The sequence below is a fragment of the Pseudomonas sp. PB3P13 genome (assembly GCF_054897735.1).
The window spans coordinates 1,881,464-1,902,358 of the sequence record NZ_CM142702.1 but is presented as its reverse complement, the minus strand read 5'-3'; the positions used below and the strand labels follow the sequence as shown (position 1 = coordinate 1,902,358).

General features: G+C 59.9%; 17 protein-coding genes. 6 read left to right on the top strand and 11 right to left on the bottom strand.

Annotation, left to right across the window (positions count from 1 at the left end; all coding sequences use genetic code 11):
- Positions 1 to 7: 7 nt before the first annotated feature.
- The 9 genes from ACYZT1_RS08595 to ACYZT1_RS08555 all read right to left on the bottom strand — a co-directional run bounded on the left by ACYZT1_RS08595 (position 8) and on the right by ACYZT1_RS08555 (position 14,022).
- Positions 8 to 3,583, bottom strand: a complete 3,576-nt coding sequence (locus tag ACYZT1_RS08595) for a glycosyltransferase (protein WP_462018548.1) — start codon at positions 3,581 to 3,583, stop codon at positions 8 to 10.
- A 113-nt stretch (positions 3,584 to 3,696) separates the two neighbouring features.
- On the bottom strand, positions 3,697 to 5,262 hold the full coding sequence (locus ACYZT1_RS08590) for a flagellar hook-associated protein 3 (protein ID WP_462018547.1): 1,566 nt from the start codon (positions 5,260 to 5,262) through the stop codon (positions 3,697 to 3,699).
- Positions 5,263 to 5,275: 13 nt separating this feature from the next.
- Positions 5,276 to 7,336, bottom strand: coding sequence for a flagellar hook-associated protein FlgK (gene flgK, locus ACYZT1_RS08585; RefSeq protein ID WP_462018546.1), 2,061 nt, complete (start codon positions 7,334 to 7,336; stop codon positions 5,276 to 5,278).
- A gap of 23 nt (positions 7,337 to 7,359) precedes the next feature.
- Positions 7,360 to 8,649, bottom strand: a complete 1,290-nt coding sequence (gene flgJ, locus ACYZT1_RS08580; RefSeq protein WP_462018545.1) for a flagellar assembly peptidoglycan hydrolase FlgJ — start codon at positions 8,647 to 8,649, stop codon at positions 7,360 to 7,362.
- A gap of 11 nt (positions 8,650 to 8,660) precedes the next feature.
- Positions 8,661 to 9,734, bottom strand: a complete 1,074-nt coding sequence (locus tag ACYZT1_RS08575; protein ID WP_462019210.1) for a flagellar basal body P-ring protein FlgI — start codon at positions 9,732 to 9,734, stop codon at positions 8,661 to 8,663.
- Positions 9,735 to 9,776: 42 nt separating this feature from the next.
- Positions 9,777 to 10,472, bottom strand: a complete 696-nt coding sequence (gene flgH, locus ACYZT1_RS08570; protein ID WP_028621831.1) for a flagellar basal body L-ring protein FlgH — start codon at positions 10,470 to 10,472, stop codon at positions 9,777 to 9,779.
- A 50-nt stretch (positions 10,473 to 10,522) separates the two neighbouring features.
- Positions 10,523 to 11,308, bottom strand: coding sequence for a flagellar basal-body rod protein FlgG (gene flgG, locus ACYZT1_RS08565; protein ID WP_028621830.1), 786 nt, complete (start codon positions 11,306 to 11,308; stop codon positions 10,523 to 10,525).
- A gap of 48 nt (positions 11,309 to 11,356) precedes the next feature.
- Entirely contained in the window at positions 11,357 to 12,094 is a 738-nt protein-coding gene (locus ACYZT1_RS08560) for a flagellar basal body rod protein FlgF (protein WP_462018544.1), read from the bottom strand.
- 368 nt (positions 12,095 to 12,462) lie between these two features.
- Complete coding sequence (locus tag ACYZT1_RS08555; protein WP_462018543.1) at positions 12,463 to 14,022, bottom strand: sigma-54-dependent transcriptional regulator; 1,560 nt, start codon at positions 14,020 to 14,022, stop codon at positions 12,463 to 12,465.
- Between the two features lie 391 nt (positions 14,023 to 14,413).
- Between ACYZT1_RS08555 and phhA the strand changes: the two genes are divergently transcribed.
- The 6 genes from phhA (at position 14,414) to ACYZT1_RS08525 (ending at position 18,801) form a co-directional block, all read left to right on the top strand.
- Positions 14,414 to 15,205, top strand: coding sequence for a phenylalanine 4-monooxygenase (gene phhA / locus ACYZT1_RS08550; protein ID WP_462018542.1), 792 nt, complete (start codon positions 14,414 to 14,416; stop codon positions 15,203 to 15,205).
- Positions 15,206 to 15,275: 70 nt separating this feature from the next.
- On the top strand, positions 15,276 to 15,632 hold the full coding sequence (locus ACYZT1_RS08545; protein ID WP_462018541.1) for a 4a-hydroxytetrahydrobiopterin dehydratase: 357 nt from the start codon (positions 15,276 to 15,278) through the stop codon (positions 15,630 to 15,632).
- A complete protein-coding gene (locus ACYZT1_RS08540) occupies positions 15,632 to 16,825 on the top strand; it encodes an amino acid aminotransferase (protein WP_462018540.1) in 1,194 nt (397 codons plus the stop codon). Before ACYZT1_RS08545 ends, ACYZT1_RS08540 begins: the two co-directional genes overlap by 1 nt.
- A 253-nt stretch (positions 16,826 to 17,078) precedes the next feature.
- A complete protein-coding gene (locus ACYZT1_RS08535) occupies positions 17,079 to 17,210 on the top strand; it encodes a hypothetical protein (RefSeq protein ID WP_462018539.1) in 132 nt (43 codons plus the stop codon).
- Positions 17,211 to 17,284: 74 nt separating this feature from the next.
- Positions 17,285 to 17,482, top strand: a complete 198-nt coding sequence (locus tag ACYZT1_RS08530; RefSeq protein ID WP_462018538.1) for a hypothetical protein — start codon at positions 17,285 to 17,287, stop codon at positions 17,480 to 17,482.
- A 104-nt stretch (positions 17,483 to 17,586) separates the two neighbouring features.
- Positions 17,587 to 18,801, top strand: coding sequence for an MFS transporter (locus tag ACYZT1_RS08525; protein WP_462018537.1), 1,215 nt, complete (start codon positions 17,587 to 17,589; stop codon positions 18,799 to 18,801).
- Here ACYZT1_RS08525 and arfB read toward each other — a convergent pair.
- Positions 18,798 to 19,211: an alternative ribosome rescue aminoacyl-tRNA hydrolase ArfB gene (gene arfB, locus ACYZT1_RS08520; protein ID WP_007902485.1), complete on the bottom strand. Its 414-nt coding sequence runs from the start codon at positions 19,209 to 19,211 to the stop codon at positions 18,798 to 18,800. The two genes, ACYZT1_RS08525 and arfB, sit on opposite strands and share 4 nt — an antisense overlap.
- 215 nt (positions 19,212 to 19,426) lie before the next feature.
- On the bottom strand, positions 19,427 to 20,839 hold the full coding sequence (locus ACYZT1_RS08515; protein ID WP_462018536.1) for an amino acid permease: 1,413 nt from the start codon (positions 20,837 to 20,839) through the stop codon (positions 19,427 to 19,429).
- Between the last annotated feature and the right edge of the window lie 56 nt (positions 20,840 to 20,895).

Sequence of the window (20,895 nt, the reverse complement as noted above, 5' to 3'; positions counted from 1 at the left end):
GGTTCGGTCAGTCGGCGAGCCAACCCCAATGCCAATGTTGCAGGTTATCGCCACGCAGCATGAAATCCCGATGCACGGCCTCACGCAGCTCATCCCCCATACGGTAGCTGGCTGCCGGATCGGACAAGTGCATACGAATCGCTTCAAGCCACTCCTGGGTGCTGTTGCTGCGAACCCTGGTACAAGGCAAAAAGCCCCGGTATGCCTCGGTGTCGGTACAGATCACCGGGTAGCCGCAAGCACCGTACTCCAGCAATCGCAGGTTGCTTTTGCAATCGTTGAAGATGTGGAACTCGAGAGGCGCCAGCGCAAGGTCCAGATTCAGACTGGCTAACTTGGCCGGATAGGCTTGCAGGTTAACCGAGGAATGAAATTCGTGAATAAAAGGACGAAGCGCCTCCGGACACATGCCGAAGAATACCCACTCAACCTCATTCGCCAATTCCCGAACCACATCGGCAATCACTTCAAGATCGCCGGTGTGACTGGTACCACCGCCCCAGCCAACGCGGGGCTTGGACGAGGTCGCGCGGCGACTTCGCAAATGGCTCCAAAGGTCTACCGCCAGCATGTTGGGTACCACGCGGATGTCCTCATGCATGCTCGACAATGCTTCAGCCAGCGGGTGCGTTGTTACCACCAGCCGATCGCACAAGGCAATTCCCTGGCGCAGCAGATCCTCTGTGTTGGCTGCCTTGTTGCGCGTATGACTGTTTTTCTTCGGCGCACTGACGACGTAATCATCCAGTTCGAAAATGCGGCGCGCCGAGGAAAACTTTTTGATCCGTTCGATATCCTTGGCGGTGCCCTCACCGTATCGACACTGCAGCACAATCACGTCCGGGGACATGCGCTCTAGTTCGATGGTCGACGGCGACTCATAGGAGATACGCCCCACTACACGCCCCGCCGCCTCCAGTTCGGTGAACGGCTGATTGACCCGATAATGCCCGACCGCAGAACTGTTGATCGGCAGCCCGAGGACAAAAGGAACTGGTTGGGAACAGAAAGGATTCCAGCCGGAACGCAACCCGGGCTCCAGACCAAAGCTCGAATTGGTCAGGCTTAAATTCGGATTGTAGGCAGGATCTTTGGCAACTGTCGGCAGCCAGCGCTGGTAGAAAGTGCCGCACTCCAACTCTCGCAGGTCGGTATCGGTAGCGACAGGGTCGCTGCGATTGTCCTGCGAAAAAATCAAAGTGGAATGAGGGGTATAAACAACCAGGTAACCGCTACGGCCGATGCGCAGACATAAATCGAGGTCACTGCACCCGCGAGTAAAGGCCACTTCGTCCAGTTGGCCGACGCTTTCGAATACCTCTTTGCGCACCATCAGGCACTCGCCGGAAACTGCGCTCCAGTTTTGCGCCACCTGCAATCGCTGCATGTACCCACGCGCCGCAGCCCGCTCACCTGCAAAAGGGCGTCCCGCGAGGTTGTACATACCCATGACGACACCGGCATGGAGCACGTTGCCCTGAGCACTGAGCAATTTCGCGCCCACCGCACCGACTTCCGGACGCTGGGCATGATTGAGCAGTTCGCCCAGCCAATCAGGCTGCTGAATGACGATGCGCGGGCTGAGCATCAACAGATATTCGCCTCGCGCCAGGCGCGCAGCATCGTTGTAGAGGGCGGCGTCATTCTCGGGCTCACGGCACTCGACTACCCGCAACATGGCCGCGCCCAATTGAGCCATTGCGCCCAGCCAGTCACGCATGGCCGGATCATCACCGGCATTGTCGATGATCAGGATTTCGTAATTGGCATAGGCTGTGTTCTCGATCAATCCTTCAGTGCAACGCTGCAACGCCACCAGGTCATCGCCCGCCTGGATCAGGATCGACACCAGTGGCCGGCCCACATGAACATACTCAATGCGGTTGATCAGCGGCAGTTCATCGCGAACGATGCGATGCTCCACACCGATACGGTTCAGATGCCCCTCCAGCAATCGACTGTTGTGCTGGATGACTTCGGGCAGCGAAAGCCAGTCTGCGAATGTGAACGACGACTCAACCTGAATCTGCGCAATGTGCTCGATTGCATGCGTGCCGAATACTTCGACCAGGCGCCAAAGCACATCATGCGGCGCGAGTTCGCCGTAGCCTGAATCAAACCCTCCCAAATCGATCAAACACTGCCGGTCGAATGCCAGCGTACGCCCGACATAGGGATAGCTGCGCATCAGATCAAGGTTGAAGTCGGGCTTGAACACCGGCTCCTGCGAAGCACCCTTCACCAGCGCGCCTTCATCGCTGTAAACACACCGTGCGTCCGGCATCATCGCCACGCGTTCAGCGAGGACCAACAGCGCCGATTCCGCCAGACGATCGCCCGCGCGCAGTAGATAAAACCAGCCCGCACCTTCCAGACCTGGCAATAATCCATTGAGCTGGTTCGCCCAATCAGATTCCAGTGGGACATGCAGAACACGTGGATCTGAAACGCTCGGGGAATTGGACAACAGCAGTACGGCCAGCGGCTCGTAGACCTGCTCGACCAGACTTCGCAAGGTGACCTGGAGCGCGACGCCGTCGCCGTCGAGGTCAATAACGACCGGGACAATACCTGGCCGTTGTGGCCAGCTTTCCACACGTTGCGGCAAGGTTCGACGCTGGGCGCTCGACAACTGGCGACAGCTTAGCCATTGACGGTAGAACTCGACATAGCTCTCACATTCACTGCCGACCCGGGCTTGAATCGTGGTCTGACGATTGCCCAGCACACGCAGCAAGCACAACTCTTTCCACAGGCGAGGTTGCACCGCAGCGTCGGCCAGCGGCACGTACCGCACCCAGCCCGAGGCAGGCGCGGGCTCGCCACTGCGGGCCACCAGCATTTGCTTGATCCAACCCCACTCCGTGACCGAGGCTTGAACGGTCGACGCCTGCTTCGACAACCGCTCTGGATAAAGACGTTCGACGCTCAGCGGGGTGTTGAGCATGATCATGTTGCCCCGTCGAAGCAGGCAGATGAACAGCGCGAAATCCAGCAGCGCGAGGAACCCCCCGACTGGCTGAGCCAACACCGGCAACAACGTCAGAATATCGGCCCGGCGCATCAATGCAGCGCTGAAGTTGCCGAGGAAGTTTCGCGGTGTGCCCTCCACGATTGCCAGCAGGTCCTCACCTTTGAACAACGCATCGCCCGGGGAAAAAGTGCAATTCTCCACACGTCCAGGCAAGGTGAAATTATCGGCATCGGCATGCATGCGCTGACTGAACACAAGGCTGACATCGTCGTTGGCCACCATCGACTGAACCTGCCAGGCGATGCATTGGGAAAATAGCCGGTCGTCATCGCAGAGCACTTTGACAAACTCGCCGTGCGCCGCTTCGACACCCTGCAAAACGTTCTGCTGAAATCCAAGGCGAGGGCTATTGCGCATATAGCGCACTGCAACGCTCGAATGCTCGGTGCACTCGTCGACTATTTGCTTGATTTCATCTGTCGCACAGTCGTCCGATACGATGATCTCGAGGTACTCGTAGGTCTGTCCAAGTGCGCTTTGCAGCGCCATGGCAAAAAAACGCGGATTGAATGCGGGGATGACAATGGTGACGAGTGGCGATTGATTCACGACGCGAGAACTCTGGCGCGGCGGGCACCCGGCCAATGCCCGAGGTGCCCGGAACCGCTTTGTGAAAGACGGCTACGGCAGGTGAATCATCCGAGCGCTACAGCCTGTGTGCATCAGACCTTGTTGAACAAACCCAACTGAGCAATTTTGCTGAACGCCAATTGCGAGGCCTGCAACATGGTCTGCTGCAAGGTGAGGCGGGTCAGCACTTCAGCCGAATCCGAATCACGAATGCCCGCCTGAGTCTGGGTATTGGCCAGCTTCAGGCTCTGGTTGGTGTCCATCTGAGTATCCAGCGCCGCGCCACGCCCACCCACAGAACTCAAGGCGCTGGACAGCTGATCGGTACCGCTGGCCAGGTTGGCGATGCCTGCGGCCAAGGATGCCTGGAGCTTTTGCGTGACGAGGGGATCACCGTTGGTTGGCGTGCTCAAAGCGGTTTTCAACTGGCTGACGGTGTCCAGAATATTCTGGGTCTCATGAGTATTCACCGCCACGCTGAACTGGTCGTCGGCGCCCGGCGTCCCGTTGAGGGTAAAACTCACACCCGACGCCGTGGCGACATTGCCGGCCAGCGTGCCGGTCGACACGGGACTGCTGTCGGCGGTCAGGGGGGCAGCGTACAGCTCGAAGTCGGTGGCGCTGGTGAACTTCAGGATCGCGGAACCACTGGGGAAACTCGCGTGATAATCGGCCGGATTCGTGACACTGGTCCCTGTTACCTGCGTTGCGGACGGGTTACCGGGCGCGCGGGTGGAGGTGAACGAATCCGACTTGGCCGCCAGCGTAAAAGTATGACCTGGCAACACGGTCGCCGCGGCCTCACCGGCACCCAGGTTGATATTCAACGTCAGCTCGACACCGCGGAATGTGACCGCCTGGCCTGCCTTGCTGGCTGGATCGAACACACCGCCCTGACTGGCTTCGGCGGTGACATCATTGCCGGCCGAATCCGTGATTTTGAGCTGGGTGCCGCTCACGAAGTCTACGGTGTAGGGCTCGCCGCTGCGGAACTTGCTGTTGTAGGAAACGTTTGAAGAGACCTGCCCGTTGGAAAGGTTGACGCGGCCATCATCCACCGCAGGCGCCGTACGGCTCACCTGGCTACGGCTGGTATTGATTGCCTGCTGGAACGCGTCCCAACCGGTGCTGTTGGTCGCCATCGACATGGTGTCGCCGACCGGCAGGTCAAGGGTCACCTGGTCGCCGTTATAGCTATAGGTGCCATCGCTGTTGCGCGAGAACGGCACCGTGTCGCCTTTCGAGCCGGCAAAAATATACTTGCCGTTTTCGTCCTTGCTGTTCATCAGGCTCAGGAGCTGCTCTTCGATCTGCCCCAGTTCCAACGCGTTAGCCTGGCGGTCCTCGTCGGTATACCCCGCGTTACCCGCCCCCACGGCCAATTCCTTGGCGCGCTGCAGCACGTTGTTGATGCTGGTCATCACCGCTTCAGTGGTGCCCAGGGTTGCCTTGATCGTAGTGGCGTTGGTTTCGTACTGAGTGAGCATCGAAGCCTGCTGCCCCAACTGCAACAAACGCGACGCCCCCACCGGATCATCCGCAGCGGTATTCACGCGCACCAGGCTGCTGGCCTCTTCGCTGCTTTTGACGATGTTGGCGAAATTCTTCTGGTAGTTCGCAGCCGTGGACTCGTAAAACTGGGCGGTAGAAATGCGCATGGACTACGACTCCTTAAAGACTGTTGATCAGTGTGCTGAAAATGGCTTGCGCGGCTTTGATGATCTGCGACGACGCCGTGTAGTACTGCTGGTATTTGACCAGGTTGCCGGTTTCCTCATCGAGGTCGACACCGGAAACCGAATCGCGCGCGCCTTTGGCGTTGGCGAGGATGGCGCCGGTCGCTGCCGTGTCGAGCTTGCCTTGCGCCGCTTTGGAGCCGACACCCTCGACCAGTTTGCCGTAGGCATCGGTCAGGGAAATCCCTTTGCTGGCAGACGCCGTGTCAACGGTCTGCGCAGTTTGCAGGCCAGCAAGCGCAGTGCCGTTGCGGTTGTCCAGCGTGCCCGGCTGGCTCAGGGAAACGTTGACCGCGGTGCCTTTGCCCGGGGAACCGGCAACGGTCATGTCGAAGCTCACGGTGTACTGCGCGGCCGGCGGCGCCGGCATCGGCGCGCCCGAGGCGTCCTTGAGCGGAATATTCAGGCTCAGGGTGTTGTTCTGGCCGGGCTTGATGCTGCCGCTGCTGATGACGCCGCCCTTGGCATCCAGAAACTGATAAGTCTGACTGGTGCCGTCGGCGGAAACATCGCCGAAGACGATTTTGGTCGGCGTGGAGTTTTTCAGGCCGGTCTGCATCGCGGTGGTGACGGCCACATCGTCGATGTCGAATTGAGTCGTCAGGGTCGGTTGACCGCTGGCCGGAATCGACAACGTGCCGCTACCGCCAGCAGCGATGGCTGCGCCCAGCGGCGCCGCGATGGCCAGCCGCTTGGAGTCGGTCATCTCGGTCTTGATGGCGGCTGCAGCGTTGCGCGTCGGGGTGATCTTGAAGGTATCACCGGCCGCAGCGGTGCCGCCGGACAGCTTCAGGGAAAACCCGTCAATCACGGGTGCCGGCGTGGTCGTGGTGCTGAAAGAACCTGCCGACGTGTTGCCCGGCAGACGCTGCACGGTGTAGTCGGTGGCGCTGGTAAACGTGACCTTGTAATCACTGAGCGTCAGCTTGCCGGTGTCCTCGATGCTGACATCGAAGTTGCCCGAGCCCACGCTGTTGCCGATGGTGGCGACGCTGCGCTGGGCCATCTGCGCGGCACTGTTGATGCTGGAGAACAGGGTCGAACCGAAGTCACCGTTCTTGTCGATGCCCTGCGCCTGGATCGTGTTCATCTGGTCCGCGACAACCAGCGCCACTCGACCCAGTTCGTTCATGGCCGGGTCGAGCACGGTGCTGCGATAACGCAACAGACCGCCAATCTCGCCGCCCGTCATGATCGAGGTAATGTCGACGCTGCTGGCACCGCGATTGAGCTGCAACGCGAGGCGACCCGGGTCGTCCTTGCTCGGCACGGTTTCCAGTTTGTTGACGGTGTTGCCCATGACCAGCGGCTGACCGCTGCCCAGATAAATGTCGAGGCTGCCTTCACGCTCCACGACCTGCGCACCGGTGAAGGTCGCCAGCTGGCGCACGGTTTCGTTACGCGCGTCGAGCAGCTCGTTCGGCGAGCCGCCGGCGCCGGAGACTTCGGAAATCCGCTGGTTCAGTTGCGCAACGGTCGTGGCGAGTTTGTTGACCTGATCGGCCATGCTCGTCAGGTTGCCGTTGATGTTGGCATTCTGCTCGCTCAACTGCGAAGAGATCGAGTTGAAGCGATTGCTCAAGGCCTGGGCGTCGCTCAGCAGCAACTGGCGGGAAGCGTCGTCACCCGGTTTGGCGTTGACGTTTTGCACCGAGGCAAAAAATTTGGTCAGGGCGCCGTTCAGGCCGGTGCCGCTGTCGGACAGCAGTTTGTCCAGCGGCGTGACCTGGTTCAGATAGGCAGCCGAATCACTGTTCAACGAAGTGGTGGTCTGCAACTGTGCGTCGAGGTAGCTGTTGTACACCCGACGCACATCGGCCAGGGTCGTGCCGCTGCCGATGAAAACGTTGCCGTACTGCTGCGAGGCTTTAGTGCCCTGCACTGTTTGCTGGCGTGAGTACCCGGCGGTGTCGACGTTGGCAATGTTGTTGCCGGTTGTCATCAATGCGGATTGGCCAGCGGCCAGACCCGACATCCCGATATTGAGCAAACTCATGGTTCAGACCTTATGCCTAGTGCCTATAGAGGCGTGGTTGAAGCGCCCGCTGCAGCGTAGTTTTGGTAACTCGTCATCTGCTTGGCTATCTGCGAAATCTTGTTCGCGTAATTCGGGTCGGTGGCGTAACCGGCCTTTTGCAACTCGCGTACAAACTGTTCTGGGTTATCGGCCGACTTCAGCACATCTTGATAGCGATCGTTGCTTTGCAGCAGCGTGACCAGGTCATGGAAACTGTCCTTGTAAGAGTCGTAGGAACGGAACTGCGCCGTCTCCTTGACCATCGCGCCATTCCTGAATTCGCTGGTGATTGCGCGCGCCGAATCGCCCTTCCAGTTGCTGCTGGCCTTGATGCCGAACAGGTTGTGGCTGCTGCTGCCGTCCTGGGCGCGCATGACCGATTTGCCCCAACCGGTTTCCAGGGCGGCCTGAGCTACCAGATAACGCGGATCGACGCCAATGCGCTCGGCCGCTTCCTTGGCCATCGGCAGCATGGTGTTAACGAATTCATCCGAGGAACTGAAGGCTTTCTTCGCCGGCGCCAGCGGAATCTGCGCAATCGCGCGCCCCTGAATCTGCAGACCGGGATTCGCTGCCGCTTGCGCGTTCGCCAGCCAGTCGCCGTTATACAAAGCGCCCGAACCGGTCGGCGTTGTGGCGCGATCCGGCAGTGCAGCCTGGTTGACGGTTGCAGTGTTCGCCGTGGCCGAAGGCACCAGACCGGCGAGCAAGCGATCGGCCAGTTTGGGCGGCAGAGCCAGGCGACGCTGATTGATCAATTCCATGTCATTGCGCTGGCCGCCCTCACCCGCCGCCTGCGGCGCGTTGACCGCACGCGAAGCCCACAGCGGACGCTGGCCGTTGATACGCGACAACGGGCCATCGGTGGCGACCGTGCCGGCAGCAATCGGCGTGTGTGCGGCAGCTTTCGCCGCTTCCTGCTTGGCCGCGGACAGCGTTGCCGCTTCGCCCGGTGCCAGCGGTTTGTTCTTCGACATCTGGCGCATCAGCACGTCTGCCAGACCAATGCCGCCGCCTTCACGGGACATCGAAACGGCCAGTTGCTGGTCGTACATTTCCTGGTACTGCTTGGCCGCTTGCGTGTTGAGCGGATTGTCCTGGCCCAGCGTGTCGGTGGCCGAACGCATGGACTTGAGCATTTCACCGATAAACAGCGACTCGAATTCCTGCGCCACCTTGCGCATGTTGTCATCGCTGTTCTTGTCGCCGACCTTGAGCTGGTTCAAGCGATTGAGGTCCGAATAAGACCCCGAATCGTTGCTGCTGACACCCAGACCCTTGCGCATATCCATGGTCGTTTTCCTCAGATCACGATCAGGTCGGCTTGCAACGCACCGGCCTGTTTCAATGCTTCAAGAATCGCCATCAAGTCACCCGGTGCTGCGCCGACCTGATTCACCGCTCGCACGATTTCATCGAGGGTGGTACCCGGGCCGAACTTGAACATCGGCTTGGCTTCCTGTTCCGCGTTGACCCGCGAGCGAGGCACGACGGCCGTCTGGCCATTGGACAGAGGGCCGGGCTGGCTGACAATCGGGTCTTCGGTGATGGTCACGGTCAGGCTGCCGTGGGTGACGGCGGCCGGCGATACCTTGACGTTCTGGCCAATCACGATGGTGCCGGTGCGCGAGTTGATGATGACTTTCGCCACCGCCTGACCCGGGTCGACTTCAAGATTTTCGAGAATCGACAGGTAGTCGACACGCTGGCTCGGATCCAGCGGCGCGCTGACGCGAATCGACCCGCCGTCGATGGCCTGAGCCACGCCCGGGCCGAGCAGTTCATTGATCTTGTCGACGATGCGTTTGGCAGTGGTGAAGTCGGAACGGTTGAGGTTCAGCGTCAGGCTGTTGCCCTGGTTGAAACCGCTCGGCACAGCCCGCTCAACCGAGGCACCACCAGGAATGCGGCCGGCCGATGGCACGTTCACGGTGATCTTCGAACCGTCGCGACCTTCGGCATCAAAACCGCCGACCACCAGGTTGCCTTGAGCAACTGCGTAAACGTTGCCGTCGATACCCTTGAGCGGCGTCAGCAGCAAGGTGCCGCCGCGCAGGCTTTTCGAGTTGCCGATCGAGGCGACCGTGATATCGACCTGCTGACCTGGTTTGGCGAACGCCGGCAAATCGGCACTGATCGACACGGCGGCGACGTTCTTCAACTGCACGTTGCCCGAGCCCGCCGGCACTTTGATGCCGAACTGCGAGAGCATGTTGTTGAAGGTCTGCAAGGTAAACGGTGTCTGCGTCGTCTGGTCACCGGTGCCGTTAAGCCCGACCACCAGGCCGTAACCGATCAATTGGTTGGAACGCACGCCGGAAATACTGGCGATGTCCTTCAGCCGCTCGGCTTGCGCACCGAACGCTGCAAACATCATCAATGCGGCCACCAACAGGTGTTTAAGATTCAACGTAGCCACCTAGAAAGGGAACAGCGGGCTGAGGAAAAAACGGTCGAACCAGCCTGGCTGACTCGCATCGGCAAACGCACCGGTGCCCGAATAGGTGATACGTGCATCGGCAACGCGGGTCGACGACACGGTGTTGTCGGTAGCAATGTCATCGGCACGCACCAGACCGGCAATCCGCACCAGCTCATCGCCGGTGTTGAGGGTCAGCCACTTCTCGCCGCGCACGGCAATGATGCCGTTAGGCAACACATCGGCGACGGTCACGGTGATCGAACCGGTCAGGCTGTTGCTCTGGCCAGACTTGCTGTCGCCGTTGCTGGAGCGGTCGGCACCGTAGCCGGCGTTCAGGCTCAGGTCGCCGCCACCGATAGGGTTGTTGGTGGTCAGGCTGGAGCCGAACAACGACGTCAGGCCGACACTGGTGTCGCTGCTTTTATCGATTTGCGAGTTGGCATTCTTGCTCGCCTGCGTACGCTCGTTGAGGGTGATGGTGATGATGTCACCGACCCGGAACGCCTTGCGGTCGCTGTACAGGTTCTGTTCGAAACCGGCCTGATAGATCGAGCCGTTATTGGCCGCAGCCGGCAGCGGCGTGCGCGGCAACACCGGTGCATAGTAAGGGTCATTGGGCTTGGGCGGCGGCGCGACGCAGCCCGCCAGCGCGGTGATCCCACTCAGTGCCAGAACAGATACAAAGCGATTCATGACCCTACCTCACGGTGTTGCTGGCGACCTTACGGCCGCCTCAGACTTGATTACAGATTCTGCGTTACGAACGAGAGCATCTGGTCGGCGGTGGAGATCACCTTGGAGTTCATCTCGTAGGCGCGTTGAGTGGTGATCATGTTGACCATCTCTTCAACGGTGCTGACGTTGGACGTTTCCAGAGTGTTCTGCAGCGTGGTACCGAAACCGGCGAGGCCCGGCGTGCCGACTTGCGGCGCGCCACTGGCAGCGGTTTCCAGGAACAGGTTGTTGCCCACGGCTTGCAGACCGGCCGGGTTGATGAAGTCGGCAGTTTGCAGGTTGCCGATCACCTGAGCAGCCGGGTTGCCGGCAACGGTCACAGAGACGGTGCCGTCCTTGCCGACGGTGAAGGTCTGCGCGTCGTTCGGGATGACAATCGCCGGCTCCAGAGCGAAGCCGCTGGAGTTGACGATCTGACCGTTGGAGTCGAGGTGGAATGTACCGTCACGGGTGTAGGACGTGGTGCCGTCCGGCTGCAGAATCTGGAAAAAACCGCGACCGTCGATGGCCATGTCCAACGGCTGCTCGGTGGTTTGCAGGCTACCGGCGTTGAAGTTTTTCTGCGTACCGACAATGCGCACACCGGTACCCACTTGCAGACCCGATGGCAGTTCGCTGTCCTGAGTCGACTGGGCGCCTGGCTGGCGTTTGATCTGGTAGAGCAAGTCCTGGAACTCGGCGCGGTCACGTTTGAAACCCGTAGTCGACACGTTGGCCAGGTTGTTGGAAATGGTGGTGAGGTTGGTGTCCTGGGCGGACAGACCTGTTTTGGCAACCCATAGAGCCGGAAGCATTCGATTCTCCTCGTGCGCCTGTTTAACGGCGCGACGTTGTGATGATTATTAGATCTGCAAGACCCGAGCCATGGCCTGGTCGTCTTCTTTGGCGGTGTTCATCATTTTGATGTGCAGTTCGAACTGCTTCGCCAGCGCCAGTACCGAAGTCATTTCTTCCACGGCATTGACGTTGCTCGATTCGAGAAAACCGGACACCAGTTTGACGTTGGCATCGGCTTGCGCCGGCTGACCGTCCTTGGTGTGAATTGAACCGTCGAGGCCTTTGGTCATGTTCTTGAAGTCCGGGTTGACCAGTTTGATCCGGTCGACTTCTGCCATCACGCGAGGGCCTTCGCCCATCGCTCGGATGCTGACGGTGCCGTCTTCGCCAATTTCGATCTGCTGCTCGGGCGGCACGGAGATCGGCCCGCCGTTACCCATCACCGGCATGCCGTTGCCGGCGCGCAATACGCCGAGCGCATCGACGTTCAGGCTGCCGGTGCGCACGTAGCTTTCGCCACCGTCCGGGTTCTGCACGGCGAGCCAGCCATTGCCCTGCACGGCGACATCGAGTTCGCGTCCGGTTTGCACCAGGGTCCCCGGAGAGAAGTCAGTGGCCGGCCGCTCCGACAGCGCAAATGCACGCGCCGGAAAGCTGTCACCGAACACCGGCATCGAACGCGCCTGCTCCAGATCTTTCTGGAAACCGTTGGTGGAAATGTTCGCGAGGTTGTTCGCGTGAGCCTTCTGCGCCAGTGCATTCTGGCTGGCGCCGGTCATTGCCACATAAAGGTACTTGTCCACACTCATTCCTCTGCATGCCGGACGTTTGCCGCCCACTGCTGTACTGCTGAGCCTTAAGCAATTTGCAGACCAACTATTATTTCAGGGGACGAGACCCGGCAAATGCTGGGGCTGAGGGGAATAAGAGGGTTATTGATAATCGTGTCAAAGACGAAAAACCGGCGGTGTCATGCCGCTTACGGCAAGCGTCGACCGTTTGCAGCCAACACAGAATCCCTGTGCCGAGGGGGCTTGCCCCCGTTCGGTCGAGAAGCGGCCGCAAACCCGCCCGATGCGTTACTTGGCAGTATTTGCTTGCTGGATATCGGGCTGCTTCGCAACCCAACGGGGGCAAGGCCCCTCGCCACAAAAGCCCCATCGCCGCAGGGTCAGGTGTTGTCCTTGCCCACTGCATGTTCACGCAGCTTATTGGCGATCGTCGTATGCGAAACCCCCAATCGCTTGCCCAATTGCCGGCTGCTCGGATGCTCGGCGTACAAACTCTCCAGCACGGCTTTTTCGAAGCGCCCGACAATCGCGTCCAGCCCGCCTTCGAGGGAAAAATCGCCAAGCGGCTGCCTCGCGCCGTAGTCCGGCAGGCGAATATGCTCAGCCTTGACCGTGCCGCCCTCGCACAGGGAAACCGCCTGGAACAGCACGTTTTCCAGCTGTCGGACGTTGCCTGGCCAATGATAGTGACTAAGCCGATCCATCGCCGCCGGCGCCAGTTTCGGCAGCGCACAACCAATCTGTCGACTGGCCTGATCAAGAAAATGCTCCACCAGCGGCGTCAAGCCGTCGAGGCATTCACGCAGCGGCGGGATGTGCAACGACAGCACATTCAAACGGTGATAGAGATCCTGACGAAATTCGCCGCGCGCGCACAACTCGGACAAGTCGACCTGCGTTGCGCAGATAACCCGTACATCCAGATAGACCTCTTCATCACTGCCTACACGCCGGAAGCAGCCATCCTGCAGAAAACGCAGCAATTTCACCTGCAGGCGCGGGCTCATTTCGCCGACGCCATCGAGAAACAGCGTACCGCCTGCCGTCAGCTCCAGCAGCCCGAGTTTGCCTTCGGCCCGCGCGCCTTCGAATGCGCCGGGGCCATAGCCGAACAATTCGGTCTCGGCCATCGATTCCGGCAGCCCGGCGCAGTTAAGCGCCATCAACGGCGACTGCCCGCGCGGGCTGGCCAGGTGGCAGGCGCGCGCCAGCAGCTCTTTGCCGGTGCCCGTTTCGCCTTCTATCAATAGCGGCGCATCGAGTGGCGCCATGCGCCGGGCCTCGCGCACTACCGCAGCCATCACTTTGGAACTCTGGAAGATACTGTCAAAGCCGCGCAGCTCCTGCTTGCGCACGTTATAGATGCGCTCGCCCACCCGATCGGCCCGGTGCAAGGTCAGCACCGCACCGGCCATGGCTTCACTGTCGTCATGCTCCGATTGCAGCGGGGCGATATCGGCGAGAAACACGTCACCGCTGACCTTGACCCGCATGCCATTGATCCGCGACTTGTTGGCGCGCACCAGTTCCGGCACGTCGAAGTCCTCGGCGTAACGCGACAACGGTATACCCGGCACCTCATCCACCCGCACGCCAAGCAATTGTGCTGCCGCGCGGTTGGCCGCCACGATAGAGCCGCCCATGTCGATCGACAGCACCGGAAATTCCAGGGCGCCGAGCAAGGCATTCAGCTCCATATGCCGACGCTCGCTAGGCATCAGCCCGACACGCTTGACACCGAATACCCCGCCTATTGATTCGAATTTCGGACGCAGCGCCTGAAACTGAATGTTGATCAGGTTGGGGCAATGCAGGTAAATCGCGTTGCCATGCTCACCGCCGACCTCACCGCGAGCGACGTTGATGCCGTACTCGACCAGCAGGTTGAGAATGTCGCGCAGGATGCCGATGCGGTTCTGGCAATGAACTTTGATACGCATATAGAAGGCCTGAAAACTACGAGTAAGGTGCAGACACAGCCAAAACCTGTGGGAGCCAGCCTGCTGGCGATAGCCATCAGTCACGCGATACTGCTGTGGATTGACCCACCGCAATCGCCAGCAGGCTGGCTCCCACAGAGATCAGTGCAGGATATTTCTGTCGAGGTGCGCAGATAGTCGTCAAGATTATGTGACACCCGGGAACCGTTTCAAGCCCTGGAACCGTAATATCTGCGCTACACCGCACAAATCGTAACGATTACTTTACGGAAAGGCGCGAAATTTCCTACGCGTTGCGCCGTTCATGGGGCTGTCACTCGGCAACCGATGGGGTATTTCTAGGTCCATCGCAGGACATAACAAGAACGATATCCCCTAGCAGGAGAGCAGCATGAAACAGACGCAATACGTGGCTCGCGAGCCCGATGCGCAAGGTTTTATCGACTACCCCGCCGAAGAACATGCGGTGTGGAACACGCTGATCACGCGCCAGTTGAAGGTGATCGAGGGGCGTGCGTGTCAGGAATACCTGGACGGCATTGAAAAACTCGGCCTGCCCCATGACCGTATTCCGCAGCTCGGCGAGATCAACAAGGTGCTCGGTGAAACCACCGGCTGGCAAGTCGCCCGTGTGCCGGCACTGATTCCCTTCCAGACTTTTTTCGAATTGCTCGCTAACAAGCAGTTTCCGGTGGCGACGTTTATTCGCACCCGCGAAGAGCTGGATTACCTGCAGGAACCGGACATTTTTCACGAAATCTTTGGCCACTGCCCGCTGCTGACCAACCCATGGTTTGCCGAATTCACCCACACCTACGGCAAACTCGGCCTACAGGCTTCAAAGGAAGAACGCGTTTACCTTGCGCGCCTGTACTGGATGACCATCGAGTTCGGTCTGGTGGACACGCCAGACGGCCAGCGCATTTACGGCGGTGGCATCCTGTCCTCGCCGAAAGAAACCGTTTACTGCCTGTCGGACGAACCTGAGCATCAGGCCTTCGATCCGCTGGAATGCATGCGCACGCCGTATCGCATCGACATCCTGCAGCCGCTGTATTTTGTCTTGCCCAATCTCAAGCGCCTGTTCGACCTGGCCCACGAAGACATCATGGGCATGGTCGAGCAAGGCATGACGCTGGGCTTGCACGCACCCAAATTTCCGCCTAAACCCAAAGCTGCCTGAAGACCCCGGCAGTCGCGGCACGCGCCGAAAAATAGTAACGTCTAACAAGAATCGAATCGGGAAACAGACCATGTCCACATTGAACCAAGCCCATTGCGAAGCCTGCCGCGCCGATGCACCGCAAGTCAGCGACGAAGAACTGCCGGTATTGATCAAGCAGATACCGGACTGGAACATCGAAGTTCGCGATGGCGTCATGCAGCTGGAAAAAATGTTCCTGTTCAAGAATTTCAAGCACGCGCTGGCGTTCACCAACGCCGTCGGTGAAATCTCCGAAGCCGAAGGTCATCACCCGGGCCTGCTCACCGAGTGGGGCAAAGTCACCGTGACCTGGTGGAGCCACTCGATCAAGGGCTTGCACCGCAACGACTTCATCATGGCCGCGCGCACTGACGACGTGGCGAAAGACGCCGAGGGCCGCAAATAATGCATTTCGACGCCATTGGCCGAGTCCCCGGCGACCCGATTCTGGGCCTGATGGAGGCCTACGCGCAGGACCAGAACCCGGGCAAATTCGACCTTGGCGTCGGCGTCTATAAAGACGCCTTCGGCCTCACGCCAATTCCGCAGGCGGTGAAGCTGGCCGAGCAGCGTCTGGTGGATCGTCAAACCACCAAGACCTACATCGGCGGTCACGGCGAGCCGGCGTTCGGCAAAGCCATCAATGAACTGGTGCTCGGCGCCGATTCGGCATTGATCGCGCAACAGCGCGTCGGCGCCACGCAGACTCCGGGTGGAACCGGGGCCTTGCGGCTGAGCGCCGACTTCATCGCGCAATGCCTGCCGGGCCGTGGCGTCTGGTTGAGCAACCCGACCTGGCCGATTCACGAAACCATTTTCGCCACGGCCGGGGTCAAGGTCAGCCACTACCCTTATGTCGGCGGCGACAACCGTCTTGATGTCGAGGCGATGCTCGCCGCGCTGCGCGAAGCACCGAAGGGCGACGTGGTGTTGCTGCATGCCTGCTGCCACAACCCGACCGGTTTCGATCTGTCCCATGACGACTGGCGCCAAGTGCTGGACGTGGTGCGCAGTCGCGATCTGGTGCCACTGATCGATTTCGCTTACCAGGGCTTCGGCGATGGGCTGGAACAGGATGCCTGGTCCACCCGACTGTTCGCGGCTGAGCTGCCGGAAGTGCTGATCACCAGTTCCTGCTCGAAGAATTTCGGCCTGTACCGCGACCGCACTGGCGCATTGATTGTCTGCGCGAAAAATGCAGACAAGCTGATCGATATCCGCAGCCAACTGGCCAACATCGCTCGTAACCTGTGGTCGACACCGCCGGATCATGGCGCCGCCGTGGTCGCGACAATTCTCGCTGACCCGGACCTGAAAAGTCTCTGGGCAGATGAAGTGGAAGCCATGCGGTTGCGCATCGCCCAGTTGCGCAGCGGCTTGGTCGAAGCGCTGGAACCGCACGGTTTGCGCGAGCGGTTTGCTCACATCGGTGAACAGCGCGGGATGTTTTCCTACACCGGTTTAACGCCGGACCAAGTGAAAAACTTGCGCGATCATCACAGCGTTTACATGGTGGGCACGGGTCGCGCCAACGTCGCCGGGATTGATGCAACGCGTCTGGACCTGCTGGCGGAAGCCATCGCCAAGGTCTGCAAATAAATAGCCTGCCGGTTTCCCGGTAGGAGCTGCCGAGTCTGCGAGGCTGCGTCGGGCTCGGCGCGCAGTCGGACGCAGCCTCGCGGGCTCGGCAGCTGCTACAGGGTTTTCCCGTAAAAGTTCCTCGGTGCGGCCATTGGTCGCAGAAACTCGAGATAAAAGTCTATTTGTCATTTCTCCTGCTGTATCCTGCGCAGGCTTTGTAAAAGCGCGGATCTACCAGATCTGTCAACAGACTTTGCGAGGAGCGCGAAACATGCACGAGATCCCTAATCTCCCCTTCCCAAGCCTGCACGAAACTGAGCAGACAACCACGCAACAAGCCGGTGCCCAACAGCCCGAGCCGACACAAGCCACTGAAAGCCGCCAGGCCGACAGCGAAGACTGAAACACCTGCAATGCCAGACCGTGTGGAAAGCGCTAACATGCGCTTTCCACACCGCCTGAACCCCGAGACTCCTCATGACCGACACCATCATCCCTCCTGTTGATGAAGAGCTGCAGGCCAGCATCCTGATCGGCACTGCCGAAAGAATGATCGACATCTGGAATCGTCTCTCTCCCGAAAAACAGGCTGCATTGCTCGCCCGTTTCGGCACTGAAGAAAACGCCCTGGCCGCCCTGGTCACGACGCATCTGGTTGCCCCGGCCAAGTCCTGAAACTGCCCGCCCGGCAAATAGTTTTACTTTTCCACGACCAGCAGCCATGCGCGCCGCTATCATAAGCAGCCTATCTATCCTGCTTCTCCGTGGACCTTTACCTCATGTCTGAAAACCAGCGCCCCCTGGCGGTCACGCTGCAAGTCGTTTCCATCGTCCTGTTTACCTTCATCGGCTATCTGAACATCGGCATTCCCCTGGCCGTATTGCCCGGCTACGTCCACAGCGACCTCGGTTTCGGCGCCGTCGTCGCGGGTCTGGTGATCAGCGTGCAATACCTGGCCACCCTGCTCAGCCGTCCGTATGCAGGGAAAATCATCGACAACAAGGGCAGCAAACTGGCGGTGATGTACGGCCTCGCCGGGTGCGGTTTGAGCGGCGTGTTCATGCTGATTTCGGCGTGGACGCAAAGCTTGCCGATGCTGAGCCTGATCAGCCTGTTGATCGGCCGGCTGGTGCTCGGCAGCGCTGAAAGCCTGGTGGGCTCCGGGTCGATCGGCTGGGGCATCGGTCGGGTGGGCGCTGCGAATACCGCCAAAGTCATCTCGTGGAACGGCATCGCCAGTTACGGCGCATTGGCCATCGGCGCGCCACTGGGCGTCTTGCTGGTCAGTCAATTGGGTTTATGGAGCATGGGTGCGAGTATCGTCTTGCTGGCCGTGCTGGGCCTGGCGCTGGCCTGGCCGAAAACCGCCGCGCCGATCGTAGTCGGCGAGCGCTTGCCGTTCATGCATGTGCTCGGGCGCGTGTTGCCACACGGTTGCGGCCTGGCGCTGGGCTCGATCGGCTTTGGCACTATCGCCACGTTCATCACCTTGTATTACGCGACGCAGAACTGGGACAACGCGGTGCTGTGCCTGAGTCTGTTCGGCGCCAGTTTCATCGCCGCGCGCCTGCTGTTCGGCAACCTGATCAACCGACTTGGCGGCTTTCGTGTGGCGATTGCCTGCCTGTCAGTGGAAACCCTGGGCTTGCTCCTGCTTTGGCTGGCGCCGGACGCACAATGGGCCCTGGCCGGTGCGGCACTCAGCGGTTTCGGGTTTTCGCTGGTGTTCCCGGCGCTGGGCGTGGAGGCGGTCAATCTGGTGCCGGCCTCCAGTCGCGGCGCGGCGGTCGGGGCTTATTCGCTGTTCATTGATTTGTCGCTGGGGATCACCGGTCCACTGGCCGGAGCGATTGCGGCAGGTTTCGGTTTTGCCTCGATCTTTCTGTTTGCCGCACTCGCGGCGCTCAGCGGGTTGGCCCTCAGCGTTTACCTGTACCGACAGGCGCCGAAGTACCTTAATCAAAAGCACCGGGAAGAACGCGACGCCCGCTAGAAATCGACCTTGCCGCGCCCGGCCTTGATGCTGCCGCGTTTGGTCTTGGATTCGAGCCGGCGTTTCTTCGAGCCGAGGGTCGGTTTGGTCGGTCGACGCTTCTTTTCGACCTTGGTGGCGCTCAGGATCAGCTCGGTCAAACGCTCCAGTGCATCGGCGCGATTGGCTTCCTGCGTGCGGTATTGCTGGGCCTTGATAATCAACACGCCTTCGCTGGTGATGCGACTGTCGCGCAGCGCCAGTAACCGTTCCTTGTAGAACTCTGGCAACGACGAAGCCGGAATGTCGAAGCGCAAGTGCATGGCGCTGGAAACCTTGTTGACGTTCTGCCCCCCCGCGCCTTGAGCACGAATGGCCGTCAATTCGATCTCGGCATCGGGGAGGTGCACGTTGTTGGAGATTACCAGCATGGAAAAAGCGTCCGGGTTCAGAATGCGCAGGATACCGCGATTCAGCTGATTGAATGCGCCCCCGTGGGAACATGGCTTGCCCCGCGCATCAGGCACAGCGCTTGATCAGCCCACACCGCGATATCGTTTATCGCGGGCAAGCCACGCCCCCACAGGTTTTGCAGCGCGTACAAAAACCCGGCACATGGCCGGGTTCGTTGTTTACCAGCGTCGCGTTATTCCACCGCCGGCCGCATCGCCTGCTGCGCACTGCGCTTGTTCTTGATGCCGTAGCACACCCACATGAACGCAACCCACACCGGGATCGCGTACACCGAAATCTGAATGCCCGGAATCAGCAGCATCACGCCCAGAATGAACACGACGAACGCCAGGCAGACGTAGTTGCCGTACGGATACCACAGCGCTTTGAACAACGGCGTCTGATGGGTCTTGTTCATGTGCTGACGGAACTTGAAATGCGAGTAACTGATCATCGCCCAGTTGATCACCAGCGTGGCGACCACCAACGACATCAACAACTCCAGTGCACTCTGCGGGATCAGGTAGTTCAACAACACGGCAATCAGCGTTACCGCCGCCGAGGCGAGCAGTGAACGCACGGGCACGCCGCGCTTGTCGATCTTCGCCAGTGCTCTCGGCGCGTCGCCCTGCTCGGCCATGCCCAGCAGCATGCGGCTGTTGCAGTAAGTGCCGCTGTTGTACACCGACAAGGCAGCGGTCAGGACCACGAAATTGAGGATGTGCGCAGCGGTGTTGCTGCCCAGCATCGAGAACACCTGCACAAACGGACTGCCGCTGTAGGCATCGCCGGACGCGTTGAGCGTCGCCAGCAGGCTGTCCCATGGCGTCAGCGACAGCAGAATGACCAGCGCCCCGATGTAGAAAATCAGGATCCGGTAGATCACCTGGTTGATGGCTTTGGGGATCACGGTTCTTGGCTTGTCGGCTTCTGCTGCGGTGAAACCGAGCATTTCCAGACCGCCGAACGAGAACATGATGATCGCCATGGCCATCACCAGTCCGCTGACCCCGTTCGGGAAGAAACCGCCGTGCGACCACAGGTTGGTCACCGAGGCTTGCGGGCCGCCGTTGCCACTGACCAGCAGATAACTGCCCAACGCGATCATGCCGACGATTGCCACGACTTTGATGATCGCAAACCAGAACTCGGCTTCACCGAAGACTTTGACGTTGGCCAGATTGATCAGGTTGATCAGCACAAAGAACCCGGCTGCCGAGACCCAGGTCGGGATGTCTGGCGCCCAATAGTGGATGTATTTACCGACCGCGGTCAGCTCCGACATGCCTACCAGAATGTACAAAATCCAGCAGTTCCAGCCCGACAGGAAACCAGCGAAACCGCCCCAGTATTTGTGCGCGAAGTGGCTGAACGACCCGGCCACCGGTTCTTCGACGATCATTTCGCCAAGCTGGCGCATGATCATGAACGCGATGAAGCCACAGATGGCGTAGCCGAGGATCATCGACGGCCCGGCGGATTTCAGCACCCCGGCCGAGCCGAGGAACAGGCCGGTACCGATCGCGCCACCGAGGGCGATCAGTTGAATATGACGATTCTTCAGGCCGCGTTTCAGCTCGCCTGAATGCGAGTTTTGTCCACTCATGAAAAAGGTCTCACGCAAGGTTTGATGATGTTCAGTAGACGTTGCTGCTCGGTTGC